Here is a 14,586-nt window from a genome sequence, read left to right as displayed (position 1 = left end):
CTTGGCGGTTTCCACAGTATCGAAGCGCGAGCCATTCACGGATACTGTATTTTTTGCGAAAAGCCATTACGGTTCGGCATGACTTTCGATCTCCGGCAATTGCGGGCATTCACGACCATCGTCGCGTGCGGCAGCCTCGGCCGCGCGGCCGACGCGCTGCACGTGACCCAGCCGGCGCTGAGCCGGATCCTGAAGCGGCTCGAGGACCAGGTCGGCGCGCCGCTGTTCGAGCGCCATTCGAAAGGCGTGCAGCTGACGGCGTTCGGCGAGGCGCTGCTGCCGCACGCGACGCTGCTGCAGCACGAGGCCGAGCATGCGCGCGAGGAGCTCGACGCGATGCGCGGCTTCGCGAAGGGCACGATCAAGGTCGGCGCGGTGGGCAGCATCGCGAGCCTCGTGCTGCCGGTCGCGGTCGGCCGCGTGCTCGACCGCTGGCCGAACCTGCGTGTCGAGATTCTCGAAGGCGTGTGGGATCGGCTCGCGGAAGGGCTGAACAAGCATGAGATCGATCTCGCGCTGTCCGCGCATGGGCCCGACACCGACGAGATCGTCGCGATTCCCGAGTGCCGCTGGGAAGATCGCAGCCATATCGTTGCGGCGCCGCACCATCCGCTGCGCGCGCTCGGTCGCGCGCCGACGCTCGCCGACACGCTGCACGCGCGCTGGGCGATTCCGCCGCGCGGCACCGCGCCGTTCGACCACATGCGCGCAACCTTCGACGCGCACGGGCTTGCCCTTCCCGACATCGCGGTCGAAACACGCTCGGTCACGACGCTGAAGAGCCTCGTCGCGCATGCGGGCTTCCTGAGCTGGATGGCCGAACCGATGTACGGCGCCGAACAGCGCGCCGGCACGATCGACACGCTGCCGGTGCGCGAGGTCGTCGCGGTGCGCACGCTCACCGCGTTCCGGCGCCGCCACGGGATCCTGCCGGGGCCGGCCGGCAAGCTGCTCGACGAACTCGTCGCGCTCACACGCGAAGGCCGCTGATACCGCTCCCCCTTTCGCGCCGCGCGCGCCGCCGCAGCGCACCATCGAAATGCCGTGTCCCGCCTTGACTTTCGTTCGCCCGAATACGATCATTCGCTCACACAAAGAGCAAATGATCGTATTCAACAGGAAAGACTGGCACGAACAGGAGACACCGGATGAGCGAATCGTCCTCCGCCCGCGCGCCCGTGCTGCTGCACATTGGCGCGGGCTCTTTCCACCGCGCGCACCAGGCGTGGTATCTGCATCGCGTGAACGCGGCCGTGCCGGCCGACGAACGCTGGTCGCTGACCGTCGGCAACATCCGCGACGACATGCGCGCGACGATGGACGCGCTCGCCGCGCAGCACGGCGCGTACACGCTCGAAACCGTCACGCCGCAGGGCGAGCGCGCATACGAGACGGTCCGCGCGATCTCGCGCGTGCTGCCATGGTCGATCGACCTCGCCGCGCTGATCGAAGCCGGCGCCGACCCGGCATGCCGGATCGTGTCGTTCACCGTGACCGAAGGCGGCTACTACCTCGACGAACACAACCGGCTCGACCTCGCGAACGCCGATCTCGCGGCCGACCTGCAGGGCGCGCGCACGACGCTGTACGGCGCGCTCGCGGCGCTGCTTGCCGAGCGCGTGAAGCGCGGCGCGGGCCCGCTCACGCTGCAGAGCTGCGACAACCTGCGCAACAACGGCGCGCGCTTTCGCGCGGGCATGCGCGAATTCCTCGAACGGCGCAGCGAGGACGGCCTGCTCGCGTGGTTCGATGCGCACGTCGCGACGCCGAGCGCGATGGTCGACCGCATCACGCCGCGCCCGACCGCCGACGTGCGCGAGCGCGTGCGCGCGGCCACCGGCGTCGACGACGCATGCCCGGTGATGGGCGAATCGTTCATCCAGTGGGTGATCGAGGACCGCTTCGCGGCCGGCCGGCCGCGCTGGGAGCTGGCCGGCGCGGAGCTGGTGGACGACGTGCACCCGTACGAGGAAGCGAAGATCCGCATCCTCAACGCGACGCACAGTTGCATCGCGTGGGCCGGCACGCTCGCGGGCTACACGTACATCCACGAGGGCACGCACGACGCGGCGATCCGCCGGTTCGCGCACGACTACGTGACGCAGGACGTGATCCCGTGTCTCAGCCCGAGCCCGCTCGATCTCGAACGCTACCGCGACGTCGTGCTCGAACGCTTCGGCAACCCGTACGTGCTCGACACGAACCAGCGCGTCGCGGCCGACGGCTTCTCGAAGATTCCCGGCTTCATCGCGCCGACGTTCGTCGAATCGCTCGCACGCGGCGCGGCGCCGGTCGCCACCGCCGTGTTGCCGGCGCTGTTCCTGCGCTTTCTCGAACGCTGGGCGCGAGGCTTGCTGCCGTATGCGTACCAGGACGGCGTGATGGACGACGGCGCCGCGCGCGCGATCGTCGAAGCCGACGACCCGGTCGTCGCGCTGTGCGCAAGCCGCGCGCTGTGGGGCTCGCTCGCCGGCAACGCGGCGCTGTTCGAAGCGCTGCGCGCCGGGCTCGCCCGCGTCGACGCATGGCTCGCGCAGCGCTGAAGCGCGACGGCCCGCGGCCGCGCATCCGGGCGAACCTGCGTTGGCATGTACGCATGCGTGCGGCTAAAGTAGCGGCTCCCCACTGACGGAACGGATCGCTCATGTATCTCGGCATCGACCTCGGCACCTCGGAAGTGAAGGTGCTGCTGCTTGCCCCGGACGGTACGGTGGTCGGCACCGCGGGCACGCCGTTCAGCGTGTCGCGGCCGCACCCGCGCTGGGCGGAACAGCATCCGGAGGACTGGTGGCGAGGCACGCTCGCCGCGCTCGCGGCGCTGCGCGAACGGCATCCGCAGGCATTCGCGCAGGTGCGCGGGATCGGCCTGTCGGGCCAGATGCACGGCGCGGTGCTGCTCGGCCGCGACGACCGCGTGCTGCGCCCCGCGATTCTGTGGAACGACATGCGCAGCGCCGACGAATGCGCGCTGCTCACCGAACGCGCCCCCGATCTGCATGCACTGGCCGGCAACCTGGCGATGCCCGGCTTCACCGCGCCGAAACTGCTGTGGGTCGCGAAGCACGAGCCCGACGTGTTCGCGGCGACCGCGTGCGTGCTGATGCCGAAGGACTACCTGCGTTTCCGTCTGACCGGCGCGAAGGTGTCCGACCCGTCCGACGCGGCCGGCACGCTGTGGCTCGACGTCGCGCGCCGCGACTGGTCCGACGCGCTGCTCGCCGCGTGCGACATGACGCGCGGGCAGATGCCGCGCATCGTCGAAGGCAACGCGCCGTCCGGCACGCTGCGCGCGGATCTCGCGCGCGAGCTTGGGCTGTCGGAGGCCGTCGTGGTGGCAGGCGGCGGCGGCGACAACGCGACCAGCGCGCTCGGCATCGGCGCGATCCACGCGGGCGACGGCTTCGTGTCGCTCGGCACGTCGGGCGTGCTGAGCGTGGTCGGCGACCGCTTCATGCCGAACTCCGCATCGGCCGTGCATGCGTTCTGCCACGCGATTCCCGATCGCTGGCAGCTGATGAGCGTCGTGCTGTCGGCCGCGAGCTGCCTGCGCTGGGTCTGCAAGCTGACGGGCACGGACGAGCCGGCGCTGCTCGCCGAAATCGAGGCGCTCGACGCGGACGCGCTCGCGACGGCGCCGCTGTTCCTGCCCTACCTGTCCGGCGAACGCACGCCGCACAACGATCCTTATGCGCAGGGCGTGTTCTTCGGGATGACGCATGCAACCGAACGCGCGCACCTCGGTTACGCGGTGCTCGAAGGCGTGACGCTCGGCCTCGCGGACGGCCTCGACGCGCTGCATGCGGCCGGCGTCGAAACCGACCGTCTGTCGCTGATCGGCGGCGGCGCGCGCAGCGCGTTCTGGGCGCAGCTGATCGCCGACGCACTGAACGTACGGACGTGCCAGCACGGTGGCGGTGAAACCGGTGCGGCGCTCGGCGCTGCACGCCTGGGCTGGCTCGCCGTCGGCGGCGATCCGCATGCCGTGCTGACCAAGCCGCCGGTGCGCGCCGAATACGCGCCCGATGCCGGCCGTCATACGCTGCTGCGCGAGCGCCTCGACGCGTTCCGCGCGCTGTATCGCCACGTGCGCCCGCTTTACGAACCGTCGCGCGCGCGGCTCGCGTAAGCGGCGACGCGCAGCGGCCGTCGGCCGCTCACCCGTCATGCGTTACAGTGGATGCCCGTTGCGCCGCCCGACGGCCGGCCCAGATCCGAACCGAACCGCTATCGTGTCCAAGTCCTCAGAAAAACTCGATCTCGCCACGCGTGCCGCGTGGCTCTACTACGTCGCGGGCGACACGCAGAACGAAATCGCCGAGAAGCTGCAGGTGTCGCGCCCGGTCGCGCAGCGCCTCGTCGCGTTCGCGGTCGAGAAGAATCTGATCCGCGTGCGCGTCGATCATCAGCTCGCCGACTGTCTCGACCTCGGCGCGCAGCTGTCGAAGCGCTACGGGCTCGCGATGTGCGAAGTCGTGCCCGTCGATGCCGACGCGCCGGAAGCGATCGACCGCAAGCTCGCGGTCGCCGGCGCGCAGGTGATGGAGCGCTACCTGAACGAGACGCGACCGATGGTGATCGCCGTCAGCAGCGGCCGGACGCTGAAGGCCGTGGTCGCGCAGATCGCGCAGATCGAGCGGCCGCAGCACCGGCTCGTGTCGATGGTCGGCGCGATCGCGGCCGACGGTTCGTCGAACCGCTACGACGTCGCGCAGTACATTTCCGAAAAAACCGGCGGCAAGCACTTCCTGCTGCCAGCACCGCTGTTCGCCGACAGCGACGCCGAGCGCGCGCAATGGTGCAATCACCGGCTGTACCGGATCGTCGATGCGCTGTCGGCGCAGGCCGACGTCGCGTTCGTCGGGATCGGCAACATCGGCCCGCACTGCCCGCTCTACGAGGACGGCTTCATCACCGAACAGGAACGCGACGAGATGACCGCGCGCGGCGCGGTGGCCGAACTGCTCGGCGTGCCGATCGATGCGCAGGGCAAGCTGGTCGACGTGTCGACCAGCGCGCGCGTCACGAGCGTCGCGCTCGACACGCCGCCGAAGCGCCCGACGATCGCGTTCGCCGGCGGCCCGAAGAAGCGCGACGCCGTGATCGCCGCGTTGCGCGGCGGCTGGCTGTCGGGGCTCGTCACCGACGAGACCTGCGCGCGCGCCGCGCTCGACGCGAAGGCGGGCTGACGCCGCGGTCGAACGTTCAGGCCGCGCGCGGCGCCGGAAACGCATGCCTGCCCGAATTCTTCGTGCGCGGCGCACTCGACGACGGCGCGCTGCGCGCGGTGCTCGACGAACACGTCGCGAGCCGCACGCCGTTCTACGCGCTGTGGCCGTTAGGCCGCCATCCGACGCCGAAGCTGCGCGCATTCGTCGATTACATGGCCGCGCACCTGCACCTCTGACCGAAGTCGACCGTCACGCCGCCTTCGCGTGCGCGCTCAGCCGGCGCAGCGCCTGCCCGTGTTCGTCGAACAGATGGCAGTGCTCGGCCTGCGCATGCACGTGCAGCGCCTCGCCGGTGCGGTACGTGTCGAGCGGTGGAATCCGCGCGATCAGGCCGTCGGGCGCGACCGCCGACTCCGCATACAGATACGCGGCATCGCCGAGCGACTCGACGGCCATCGTCCGCGCGGCAACGCCCGCGGCCGCCGTGCCCACCAGAAGGTGCTCGGGCCGCACGCCGACCGTCACTGCCGCACCGCGCTGCAACCCGGCCGCATCGACCGCGACGCGCTGCGTCTCGCCGCTGTCGAAACGCACGAGCACGCCAGTCGCATCGACCGACTCGACGGTGCCCTTCAGGAAGTTCATCTTCGGCGAGCCGATGAAGCCTGCGACGAACAGGTTCGCCGGCGCGTGGTACAGCGCGTTCGGCGTGCCGACCTGCTGCACCGCGCCGCCCGACAGCACGACGATCTTGTCGGCGAGCGTCATCGCCTCGACCTGGTCGTGCGTCACGTAGATCATCGTCGTCTTCAGCTCGTCGTGCAGCCGCGCGAATTCCAGCCGCATCTTCACGCGCAGCGCGGCGTCGAGGTTCGACAGCGGCTCGTCGAACAGGAACACCTTCGGCTTGCGCGTGATCGCGCGGCCGATCGCGACGCGCTGCCGCTGGCCGCCCGACAGCTGCTTCGGCTTGCGGTCGAGCAGGTGATCGATGTGCAGGATCTTCGCGGCCTGCTTCACCGCCTGGTCGATCTCGGGCTTCTTCGCGCCGGCGAGCTTCAGGCCGAACGCCATGTTGTCGTACAGCGTCATGTGCGGGTACAGCGCATACGACTGGAACACCATCGCGATGCCGCGTTTCGCGCTCGGCACGTCGTTGACCTTCGCGCCGTCGATCAGCAGATCGCCGCTCGAGATGTCCTCGAGGCCGGCGATCATCCGCATCAGCGTGGATTTGCCGCAGCCGCTCGGCCCGACGAACACGACGAATTCGCCATCGGCGATGTCGAGGTTCACGTTGCGCAGCACTTCGGTGTCGTCGTAGCGCTTCGCGATGTTGCGCAGGAGCACGCTTGCCATGATCTGTCTCCGTTCGTTCGTGATGCGCCGCGTTCGACGCGGCGCGCAATCTTGCCAGGTTAGTTCGGCAGCACGGCACCGGTCGCCTGCCAGCGCGCGACGTAGCCGGGCAGCTCGTGCATGTCGTCGAATACGTGACGCGCGCCGATCCCGCGCAGCGCGTCGATCTGCGCGGCCGACGCATGCCCGCCGCCGATGAAGCCGAGCACGGTCATACCGGCCGCGGCGGCCGCGGTGATGCCGGTCACGCTGTCCTCGACGACGAGGCATTGCGCGGGCACCGCGCCGAGCGCGTGTGCGGCCGCGAGATACACGTCGGGCGCGGGCTTCGGCCTGGCGACGGCGTCCGCGCAGAACAGCCGGTCGCCGAAGAAGCGCGCGAGGCCGGTGCGGGTGAGCGCCGCCTCGACGTATGCGCGGTAGCTGTTGCTCGCGCATGCCGTCGTCAGACCGATCGCGGCGAGTGCCGCATCGATGCCGTCGACCATCGGCGCGTTGACGGCCGCCGCCTCGACCGCGCGGCGGATCGCGTCGACGTCGCCCGCCGTCAGCATGCGGCCGACCGCCTCGCTCGCGCCGGCCAGCACGCGCTCGATGCGCAGCCCGAGCAGCGGCATCACCGCCGGCCGCGCGTCGACGCCCGGCCAGCGCGCGTCCAGCTCGCGCACGATCACATCGGCGGCGACGGCCTCGCTGTCGATCAGCACGCCGTCGCAATCGCAGATCAGCACGTTCATCCCGTGTCCGACCGCGCCTTTTCCGCCCATGCCTTCGCCGGCCGCGCTCATTTGACCGCCCCGAACGTGAGCCCGCGCACGAGCTGCTTCTGCGACAGCCAGCCGACGATCAGGATCGGCGCGACGGCCAGCAACGAAGCTGCGGACAGCTTCGCCCAGAACAGCCCCTCCGGACTCGAGTACGACGCGATGAACACGGTCAGCGGCGCGGCGTTCGAGCTCGACAGGTTGATGCTCCAGAACGCCTCGTTCCACGACAGGATCACGAGCAGGAGCGCGGTGGACGCGAGACCCGGCAGCGCCATCGGCATCAGCAGGTAGACGATCTCCTGCCACGTCGACGCGCCGTCGATACGCCCCGCTTCGAGGATGTCCTTGGGGATCTCGTTGAAGTACGTGAAGGTCATCCACACCGCGATCGGCAGGTTGATCAGCGTGTAGACGATCACGAGGCCCGACACGGTATCGAGCAGCCCCGCGTTCTTCCACAGCAGGTAGATCGGCACGAGCACGCCGACCGACGGCATCATCTTCGTCGACAGCATCCACAGCAGCACCTTCTGCGTGCGGTGGTTCGGGAAGAACGCCATCGCGTAGGCCGCCGGCACCGCGAACAGCAGCGAGATCACCGTGACGCCGGCCGAAATCAGCACCGAATTCCACGCGAACGCGAAGTAGTTGCTGCGCGCGAACACCTCGCGGAAGCTGTCGAGCGTCGGCATGAAGAACAGCGCCGACGCATACGCCTGCTGCTCGGTCTTGAATGCGGTGATCGCCATCCAGAAGATCGGGAAGAACAGCAGCAGCGCGAGCAGCCACGCGAGCGTGCCGGGCAGCGCGCGCCGAACGCGGTCGAACGGGGCCGGCACGCGCCGGCCTTCGAAGGTCAGGTCGCTCATTTCTCGTACTCTCCCTTCAGGTTGCGCGCGAGCATCCGCACCAGGAAGAACGACACGACGTTCGCAACCACGACGGCGATGATCCCGCCCGCGGATGCGAGGCCGACGTCGAACTGCTGCAGGCCAAGCGCATAGATCAGGTACGACAGGTTGGTCGTCGCGTTGCCGGGGCCGCCGCCCGTCGTCGTGTAGATCTCGGCGAAGATCGACAGCAGGAAGATCGTCTCCATCATCACGACCACGGCGATCGCGCGCTTCAGGTGCGGCAGCGTGATGTAGAAGAACATCGCGATCGGGCCCGCGCCGTCGATGCGCGCGGCTTCCTTCTGCTCCTGGTCGAGCGACTGGATCGCGGTGAACAGGATCAGGAACGCGAACGGCAGCCACTGCCAGGCGACGATGATGATCACGGCGGTGAGCGGGTAGTCGGCGAACCAGTCGATCGGCGTCATCCCGAACGCACGCATCGCGTTCGCGACGAGCCCGTACACCGGATGAAGGATCATGTTCTTCCAGATCAACGCGGCGACCGTTGGCATCACGAAGAACGGCGCGATCACGAGCAGGCGCGCCACGCCCTGCCCGTAGAACTTGCGGTCGAACAGCACGGCCATCAGCACGCCGCCGACCACGGTGATCGCGAGCACCGCGCCGATCAGCACGAGCGTGTGCCAGATCGCGGGCAGGAACGACGGATCGGTCGCGAGGAAGCGGTAGTTGTCGAACCCGGCGAAGCCCTTCACGTCCGGATTCAGCAGGTTGTAGCGCGAGAACGAATACCAGATCGTCATCGCGAGCGGGATCGACATCCACAGCAGCAGCACCGCGACGGACGGTGACACCAGCCAGCTGGCGCCGCCGCGCGCGCGGCGCGGCGCGCCCGGCGGCGACGACGCATCGCCGACCGACGACGCGTGGCTCAGGGGAAGACGCAAATGACGCATGATCGGAGTCCCTCCGGTTGAGGTGCGGGCGCGAATGGCCGCCCGCCCTGTCTGCTTCGGCGACGTGCACCGTGCGCGGCAGCGCGCACGGCGGGGGCCGCGTTACTTCTTGTAGCCTGCCTGGCGCACCGCGCGATCGGCGGCGGCCTGCCCGGCGGCGAGCGCCTGGTCGACCGTCATCTGGCCGGCCACCGCACCCGCGATCGCCTGCCCGACCACCGTGCCGAACGACTGGAATTCAGGAATCCCGACGTACTGCACGCCCGTGTACGGCACCTTCTTCAGCGACGGATCGTTCGGGTCGGCCGTCTCGATCGCCTTCAGCACGAAGTCCGAGAACGGCGCGGCGGCCTTGTACTCGGGGCGCTGGTAGGTCGACGCGCGCGTACCCGGCGGCACCGACGCCCAGCCTTCGTCCTTGCCGACCATCTCGATGTACTGCTTCGACGTCGCCCATGCGATGAACTTGCGCGCGGCATCTTGCTGCTTCGACGTCTTCGGCACGGCCAGCGCCCACGCCCACAGCCAGTGCGAGCCCTTCGGCGTGGCGGCGACCGGCGCGGCCGCGAAGCCGACCTTGTCGGCGACCTGCGACTGCTGTTTGTTATAGAGCATCCCGGCCGCGACCGTAGCGTCGATCCACATCGCGCACTTGCCCGATGCGGTCAGGGTCAGGTTCTCGTTGAAGCCGTTCGAGCTCGCTCCCGGCGGGCCGTCCTTCTTCAGCAGGTTCACGTAGAAATTGATCGCCTTCTTCCATTCCGGCGACGTCAGCTGCGCGTTCCAGTTCTCGTCGAACCAGCGCCCGCCGAACGTGTTCACGACCGTCGACACGTACGCCATGTTCTCGCCCCACCCGGCCTTGCCGCGCAGGCAGATGCCGTAGGTGCCCTTCGACTTGTCGGTGAGCTTGTCCGCGAATTCGGCGATCTGGTCGTAGGTCGGCTGGTCGGGCATCTTCAGCCCCTTCGCCGCGAACAGGTCCTTGCGGTAGAACGTCATCGAGCTTTCGACGTAGAACGGCAGCGCATACAGCTGGCCGTTGTACGACAGGCTGTCGCGCGCGGTCTTCACGATGTCGTTCAGGTCGTAGTCGGCGGGCAGCCCGGTCATCGGCGCGAGCCAGCCGCGCTTGCCCCACTGCGGCGTTTCATACGTGCCGATCGCCATCACGTCGAACTGGCCGCTGCCGGTCGTGATGTCGGTGGTCGCGCGCTGGCGCAGCACGTTTTCCTCGAGGATCACCCAGTTCAGCTTGATGTCCGGGTTCGCCTTCTCGAACGCCGGCGACAGCTTCTTCAACTCGATCATGTCCGGGTTGTTCAGCGTCGCGATCGTCAGCGTGCCGGCCGACGCCGCGCACGCAGCCGTCGCGAGCGCGGCTCCGGCGAAGCAGCGTGCGGCGGCATCGAGCATCTTTCGTTGCATGGCATGTCTCCTGTGATTGTTCGAACTGTCGTCGGTGTTGCGTATTGCGTGTTGCTTGTTTCGTGTTGCCGTGTTTCCTTCGCGGTCCGTCACGACGGCCGCTGCATCCCGCACGCGCGCGCATAGTGCGCGATCACGTCGCGTATCCGGTGGCGCACCCATGCGCGCGGCTCTCTCGCGAGGCCGCCCGCACGGCAAGCCGCGTACACGTCCGGCAGCCACTGCGCGACGAGCGTCTCGGGCACGGGCTGCCGTGCAAGGTTGTCGAACAACTGCTCGACCGCCGCCGCGACGGCCGGCTGCAGCCAGTAGTAGCGGATCCGGTCGCTGTAGCTGAACTGGCGCGCGAGCCGCTGCTCGGTTTCGTCGCCGCGGTAATACGGCGCCCAGTGCTCGGGTTGCGCGCGCATCGCGGCGTCGACCACGTCGCGCAACCGCGAGCGCTGTGCGACGTCGACGATCAGCGCGTCCTCGATGAAGGTGAGCGCGAACAGCGCCTCGCGCAACGCGAAGGTCAGCGCGGGCCCAACCTTCAGCACCGCGAAGTGGTCGCGCACGAGCGCGGCGAGTGCGCCTTCGGTCTGGTAGTCGGTCGAATGCGCTTCGAACACGAGGCGCGGCGTGCGCAGGATGCTCGCACCAAGCGACGCGGCCTTCGCGCTGTCGTAGTCGAGCACGTGGCGATCGTCGAAATCGACGCCCGGCTGCGCGACAATCGCGACCACGCGCGTCCATGCGTCGTCGAGCCCCGCCGCCGCGAATGCGCCGCGATGCGCGTCCAGCGTCGCGGCGATGCTGTCGCTGCGCGTGACCGCGATCCCCGCGATCCCATCGCCGCCCGTGTCGCCGGCCACTTCGCCGCCCGGCGTCGGCACCTCAGTGCCGATCACGTAGACGGGCGCAACGCCGGCGTGCGCCGCCGCGTCTTCGGCCGCGCGGCACAGCTCGGCCGCGCGGGCGGCAATCGTCCGGTCGTCGAGCCGCTCCGGATCGTCCGCGCATGCCATGCTCGCGTCCAGGTGGATCTTCTCGAACCCGGCTTCGACATACGCGGCGACCATCGCGGCCGCTTCGCGCATCGCATCGGCCGCGCGACGGTGCCGCCACGGGTTCGGGCCCAGATGGTCGCCGCCGAGCACGAGCGCCGACGGCGCGAGCCCGCAGCGCTGCGCGATCGCATCGACGTCGCGCCGGAAATCGGCGGGCGTCATGCCCGTGTAGCCGCCGAGATGGTTCACCTGGTTGCAGGTCGCCTCGATCAGGAGCGGCGAGCCGTCCGCGCGCGCGGCCTCGCATGCGGCCTCCAGCACGAGCCGGTGCGCGCTGCAGATCGAATAGATGCCGCGCTGCGCATCCGCGCGGTTCGCATCGAAGATCATCCGCAGCACCGCGTCGGCGTGCGCGTTGCGCGGGCGTTCGGCGACGGGGATCAGGCCGGACATGCGATACCTCGTTCGGTCAGGAAGCGGTCGATTTCAGTCGCGCTGCTGTTGCCCTCCATCGGGCCGCGCCGCGTGACCGCGATCGCGCCGGCCGCGTTCGCGCGGCGCAGCGCGACGTCGATCGGCAGGCCGGCGACGAGGCTCGCGACCAACGTACCGCCGAAGCAGTCGCCGGCACCGGTCGGATCGAGTTCGTCGACCGGCCAGGCCGGCACGTCCACACGGCTCGCACGGTCGAACGCGGCGCTGCCGGCCGCGCCACGCTTGAGCACGACGCGCTCGAGCAGCGGATGCGTCGCGAGCAGCCCGGCGATCGCGCGCTCGGCCGGCTGCGGCCCGCAGAAGAACGGCAGGTCGGCCTCGCTCGGCAGAAACAGATGGCAAGCGGCGAGCATCGTGTCGAGCGCCGCGCGCATCGGACGGAAGCTCAGCATCTCGGGCCGCACGTTCGGGTCGAACGACACCTTCGCGCCGACGCGCGCCGCTTCGATCACGCCGCGCTGGACGGCCGCGATCGCCGATTCGCTCGTCAGCGACGAGCCCATCACATGGAAGTAGCGGCAACCGTCGAACATCGCGGTGTCGACGTCGGATGCGTCGACGCACGCGGCCGCGCTGGTCGACAGGCTGAACACGAAGCTGCGTGAACCGTCGTCGCGATACGCGACGAACGCGGTGCCGGTCGGACGCGCGACACGACGGATGCGCGCGACGTCGACGCCGTCGCGCTCGAGCCGCGCGACGATCGCGTCGCCGAATGCGTCGCGGCCGACGCAGCCCGCATACGCGACGCGCGCGCCGAGCCGCGCGGCCTGATCGGCGAAGATCGCCGGCGCACCGCTCGGAAACGGGCCCGCGAACAGGCCCGGCGTGTCGAAACCCTGGCCACGCTCGGCGGCGACGAATTCGGCCAGCAGTTCGCCGGCCACGACGATCTCGGCCATCATGCGTGCCCTCGTGCGGCGGCGGCCGCACGCGGCGCGGACGCCCGGGTTGCGCGTGCGAGCGGCGTCATGTCAGCTCATCCAGTTGCCGCCGTCGACGTTCAGCGTCTGGGCGGTGATGTAGTCGGCGTCGGCCGACGCGAGGAACAGCGCGGCGCCCGTCAGGTCGCCCGGCACGCCCATCCGGCCGAGCGGCACGGCTTCGCCAACGAGCCGCTTCTTCTCGCCGAGCGGCCGGTTCTCGTAGCGCGCGAACAGCGCATCGACCTGCTCCCACATCGGTGTGTCGACCACGCCCGGCGCGATGCCGTTCACGTTGATCCGGTGCGGCGCGAGCGCGAGCGCGGCCGACTGCGTGTAGCTGATCACCGCGGCCTTGGTCGCGCAGTAGTGCGAAACGAGCGCCTCGCCGCGACGCCCGGCCTGCGACGACATGTTGACGATCTTGCCGCCGCGCCCCTGTTCGACCATCCGCTGCGCGACGGCCTGCATCAGGAAGAACAGCCCTTTCACGTTGACTGCGAACAGCCGGTCGAACACGTCCCAGGATTCGTCGAGGATCGGGCGCATGTCGAACAGCGCCGCGTTGTTGAACAGGATGTCGACGCCGCCGAACCGCTCGACGGCGGTGGCGACGATCCGCGCGATATCGTCGCGTCGCGTGACGTCCGCGGTGACGGCCACCGCGCGGCCGGGGTTCGCCTCGATCAGCCGTGCGAGCGAACCGCCCGCGGGCTTCACGTCGACCAGCACGCAGCGCGCGCCCTCGTCCAGATAGCGTTGCGCGACCGCTTCGCCGATGCCGCTGGCCGCACCCGTCAGGATCGCGACCTTGTCTTCCAGTCTCACTGGTTGTCTCCGGTTCGTTCTGCTGCACGAAGGCCGCGAGGTGAGCGAACGCTCGCCGACCGATCAATTGCTCTCTTGTTGGTCGAATGATCGGATACGCGATTCACGCTGTCAAGGCGACACGGCGGCTTTCGATGATGCGCTGCGGCACGACTGCGCCGAGCGGCGCGCGGAGAACCGCGCCCGGCAAGGCGCGGCGCGCTGGGTGCGGCGCGGCTGAAACGGCGATGAAGGGGACACAGCCGGTGCGCGGGGCGGAATTCGGGCTGCACGACGAGAAGATACGTTATATCATCGCGATACTTCGTCTCATTGCCAGCTCCACGCCATGGCCACCTCATCGCACATCGACGCCCGGCTGTCCCGGGCCGACGCATTCGCCGCCGAGCACGGTCTCGCGTGGACGCCGCTGCGCCGCCAGGTCTACGAACGCGTGCTGGCCGCGCAGCGCCCGATCGGCGCGTACGACCTGCTCGCCGAGCTCGAGCCGCAGCGCGGCCGCGTGCCGCCGACGACCGTCTATCGCGCGCTGGATTTCCTCGTCGAGCACGGCTTCATCCACCGGATCGAATCGAAGAACGCGTTCTTCGCGTGCTGCGAGATCGGCGTGCCGCACGAAGGCCAGTTCCTGATCTGCGACTCGTGCGGCGAGACCGTCGAGATTCCGGGCAGCGACCTCGCGAAACAGCTGTCCGCGAGCGCGCCCGCGCACGGGTTCGAAGTCCACCACCAGGTCGTCGAGCTGAACGGCCTGTGCGGGCACTGCAAGGGCAAGCCCGCGCAACGCTGACACCGCACACGCGCGGCGCACGCGCC

14 protein-coding genes and 1 pseudogene are annotated in these 14,586 nt (G+C 69.4%); 7 read left to right on the top strand and 8 right to left on the bottom strand.

Annotated features, from left to right (window positions below; translation table 11 throughout):
• Nucleotides 1-78 precede the first annotated feature (78 nt).
• From DIE11_RS03150 to DIE11_RS03130, 5 genes and pseudogenes are all read left to right on the top strand, one after another.
• A complete protein-coding gene (locus DIE11_RS03150) occupies nt 79-990 on the top strand; it encodes a LysR family transcriptional regulator (protein ID WP_059607970.1) in 912 nt (303 codons plus the stop codon).
• Nucleotides 991-1,148: 158 nt separating this feature from the next.
• Nucleotides 1,149-2,543, top strand: a complete 1,395-nt coding sequence (dalD, locus tag DIE11_RS03145) for a D-arabinitol 4-dehydrogenase (RefSeq protein WP_124621448.1) — start codon at nt 1,149-1,151, stop codon at nt 2,541-2,543.
• A gap of 101 nt (nt 2,544-2,644) precedes the next feature.
• Nucleotides 2,645-4,126 (top strand): xylulokinase, encoded by a 1,482-nt coding sequence (xylB, locus tag DIE11_RS03140; RefSeq protein WP_124621446.1) that lies wholly within the window; start codon nt 2,645-2,647, stop codon nt 4,124-4,126.
• A 103-nt stretch (nt 4,127-4,229) separates the two neighbouring features.
• Nucleotides 4,230-5,186 carry a sugar-binding transcriptional regulator gene (locus tag DIE11_RS03135; protein WP_124621445.1) on the top strand — a complete coding sequence of 319 codons (957 nt, stop codon included), beginning with the start codon at nt 4,230-4,232 and terminating at the stop codon, nt 5,184-5,186.
• A 20-nt stretch (nt 5,187-5,206) separates the two neighbouring features.
• A pseudogene (locus tag DIE11_RS03130) lies at nt 5,207-5,404 on the top strand (LysR substrate-binding domain-containing protein); the annotation flags it as partial.
• 13 nt (nt 5,405-5,417) lie between these two features.
• On the opposite strand, the gene DIE11_RS03125 reads toward DIE11_RS03130, so the two are convergent.
• The 8 genes from DIE11_RS03125 to DIE11_RS03090 all read right to left on the bottom strand — a co-directional run bounded on the left by DIE11_RS03125 (nt 5,418) and on the right by DIE11_RS03090 (nt 13,770).
• Entirely contained in the window at nt 5,418-6,527 is a 1,110-nt protein-coding gene (locus tag DIE11_RS03125; RefSeq protein WP_124621443.1) for an ABC transporter ATP-binding protein, read from the bottom strand.
• Nucleotides 6,528-6,586: 59 nt separating this feature from the next.
• Entirely contained in the window at nt 6,587-7,315 is a 729-nt protein-coding gene (locus DIE11_RS03120) for an HAD family phosphatase (protein ID WP_124621441.1), read from the bottom strand.
• Nucleotides 7,312-8,163, bottom strand: a complete 852-nt coding sequence (locus tag DIE11_RS03115; protein ID WP_124621439.1) for a carbohydrate ABC transporter permease — start codon at nt 8,161-8,163, stop codon at nt 7,312-7,314. The genes DIE11_RS03120 and DIE11_RS03115 overlap by 4 nt, the downstream gene beginning before the upstream one ends.
• Nucleotides 8,160-9,107: a carbohydrate ABC transporter permease gene (locus DIE11_RS03110; RefSeq protein WP_124621437.1), complete on the bottom strand. Its 948-nt coding sequence runs from the start codon at nt 9,105-9,107 to the stop codon at nt 8,160-8,162. The genes DIE11_RS03115 and DIE11_RS03110 overlap by 4 nt, the downstream gene beginning before the upstream one ends.
• Nucleotides 9,108-9,209: 102 nt before the next feature.
• Nucleotides 9,210-10,535: a sugar ABC transporter substrate-binding protein gene (locus DIE11_RS03105; protein ID WP_124621435.1), complete on the bottom strand. Its 1,326-nt coding sequence runs from the start codon at nt 10,533-10,535 to the stop codon at nt 9,210-9,212.
• An 89-nt stretch (nt 10,536-10,624) separates the two neighbouring features.
• The gene (locus DIE11_RS03100) at nt 10,625-11,977 is read right to left on the bottom strand and encodes a D-tagatose-bisphosphate aldolase, class II, non-catalytic subunit (RefSeq protein ID WP_124621434.1); all 1,353 of its coding nucleotides are present in this window, start codon (nt 11,975-11,977) and stop codon (nt 10,625-10,627) included.
• Nucleotides 11,965-12,921, bottom strand: coding sequence for a sugar kinase (locus DIE11_RS03095; RefSeq protein WP_124621672.1), 957 nt, complete (start codon nt 12,919-12,921; stop codon nt 11,965-11,967). Before DIE11_RS03095 ends, DIE11_RS03100 begins: the two co-directional genes overlap by 13 nt.
• A 72-nt stretch (nt 12,922-12,993) precedes the next feature.
• On the bottom strand, nt 12,994-13,770 hold the full coding sequence (locus DIE11_RS03090; RefSeq protein WP_059607957.1) for an L-iditol 2-dehydrogenase: 777 nt from the start codon (nt 13,768-13,770) through the stop codon (nt 12,994-12,996).
• On the opposite strand from DIE11_RS03090, the gene DIE11_RS03085 reads away from it, so the two are divergent.
• Complete coding sequence (locus DIE11_RS03085) at nt 13,754-13,990, top strand: hypothetical protein (protein WP_124621432.1); 237 nt, start codon at nt 13,754-13,756, stop codon at nt 13,988-13,990. The two genes, DIE11_RS03090 and DIE11_RS03085, sit on opposite strands and share 17 nt — an antisense overlap.
• Before the next feature lie 108 nt (nt 13,991-14,098).
• Nucleotides 14,099-14,560: a Fur family transcriptional regulator gene (locus DIE11_RS03080; protein WP_059607956.1), complete on the top strand. Its 462-nt coding sequence runs from the start codon at nt 14,099-14,101 to the stop codon at nt 14,558-14,560.
• The last annotated feature ends 26 nt before the right edge of the window (nt 14,561-14,586 follow it).

The sequence above is a fragment of the Burkholderia sp. Bp9012 genome, from assembly GCF_003853825.1.
Classification (GTDB): Bacteria; Pseudomonadota; Gammaproteobacteria; order Burkholderiales; family Burkholderiaceae; genus Burkholderia; species Burkholderia diffusa.
This window is presented reverse-complemented; position numbering and strand designations above follow the sequence as displayed.

Excerpts from the sequence above, each read along its gene's own strand:
- DIE11_RS03150 (WP_059607970.1), top strand. The coding sequence starts at position 79 with ATGACTTTCGATCTCCGGCAATTGCGGGCATTCACGACCATCGTCGCG.
- dalD (WP_124621448.1), top strand. The coding sequence starts at position 1,149 with ATGAGCGAATCGTCCTCCGCCCGCGCGCCCGTGCTGCTGCACATTGGC.
- xylB (WP_124621446.1), top strand. The coding sequence starts at position 2,645 with ATGTATCTCGGCATCGACCTCGGCACCTCGGAAGTGAAGGTGCTGCTG.
- DIE11_RS03125 (WP_124621443.1), bottom strand. The coding sequence starts at position 6,527 with ATGGCAAGCGTGCTCCTGCGCAACATCGCGAAGCGCTACGACGACACC.
- DIE11_RS03120 (WP_124621441.1), bottom strand. The coding sequence starts at position 7,315 with ATGAGCGCGGCCGGCGAAGGCATGGGCGGAAAAGGCGCGGTCGGACAC.
- DIE11_RS03115 (WP_124621439.1), bottom strand. The coding sequence starts at position 8,163 with ATGAGCGACCTGACCTTCGAAGGCCGGCGCGTGCCGGCCCCGTTCGAC.
- DIE11_RS03110 (WP_124621437.1), bottom strand. The coding sequence starts at position 9,107 with ATGCGTCATTTGCGTCTTCCCCTGAGCCACGCGTCGTCGGTCGGCGAT.
- DIE11_RS03105 (WP_124621435.1), bottom strand. The coding sequence starts at position 10,535 with ATGCAACGAAAGATGCTCGATGCCGCCGCACGCTGCTTCGCCGGAGCC.
- DIE11_RS03100 (WP_124621434.1), bottom strand. The coding sequence starts at position 11,977 with ATGTCCGGCCTGATCCCCGTCGCCGAACGCCCGCGCAACGCGCACGCC.
- DIE11_RS03095 (WP_124621672.1), bottom strand. The coding sequence starts at position 12,921 with ATGGCCGAGATCGTCGTGGCCGGCGAACTGCTGGCCGAATTCGTCGCC.
- DIE11_RS03080 (WP_059607956.1), top strand. The coding sequence starts at position 14,099 with ATGGCCACCTCATCGCACATCGACGCCCGGCTGTCCCGGGCCGACGCA.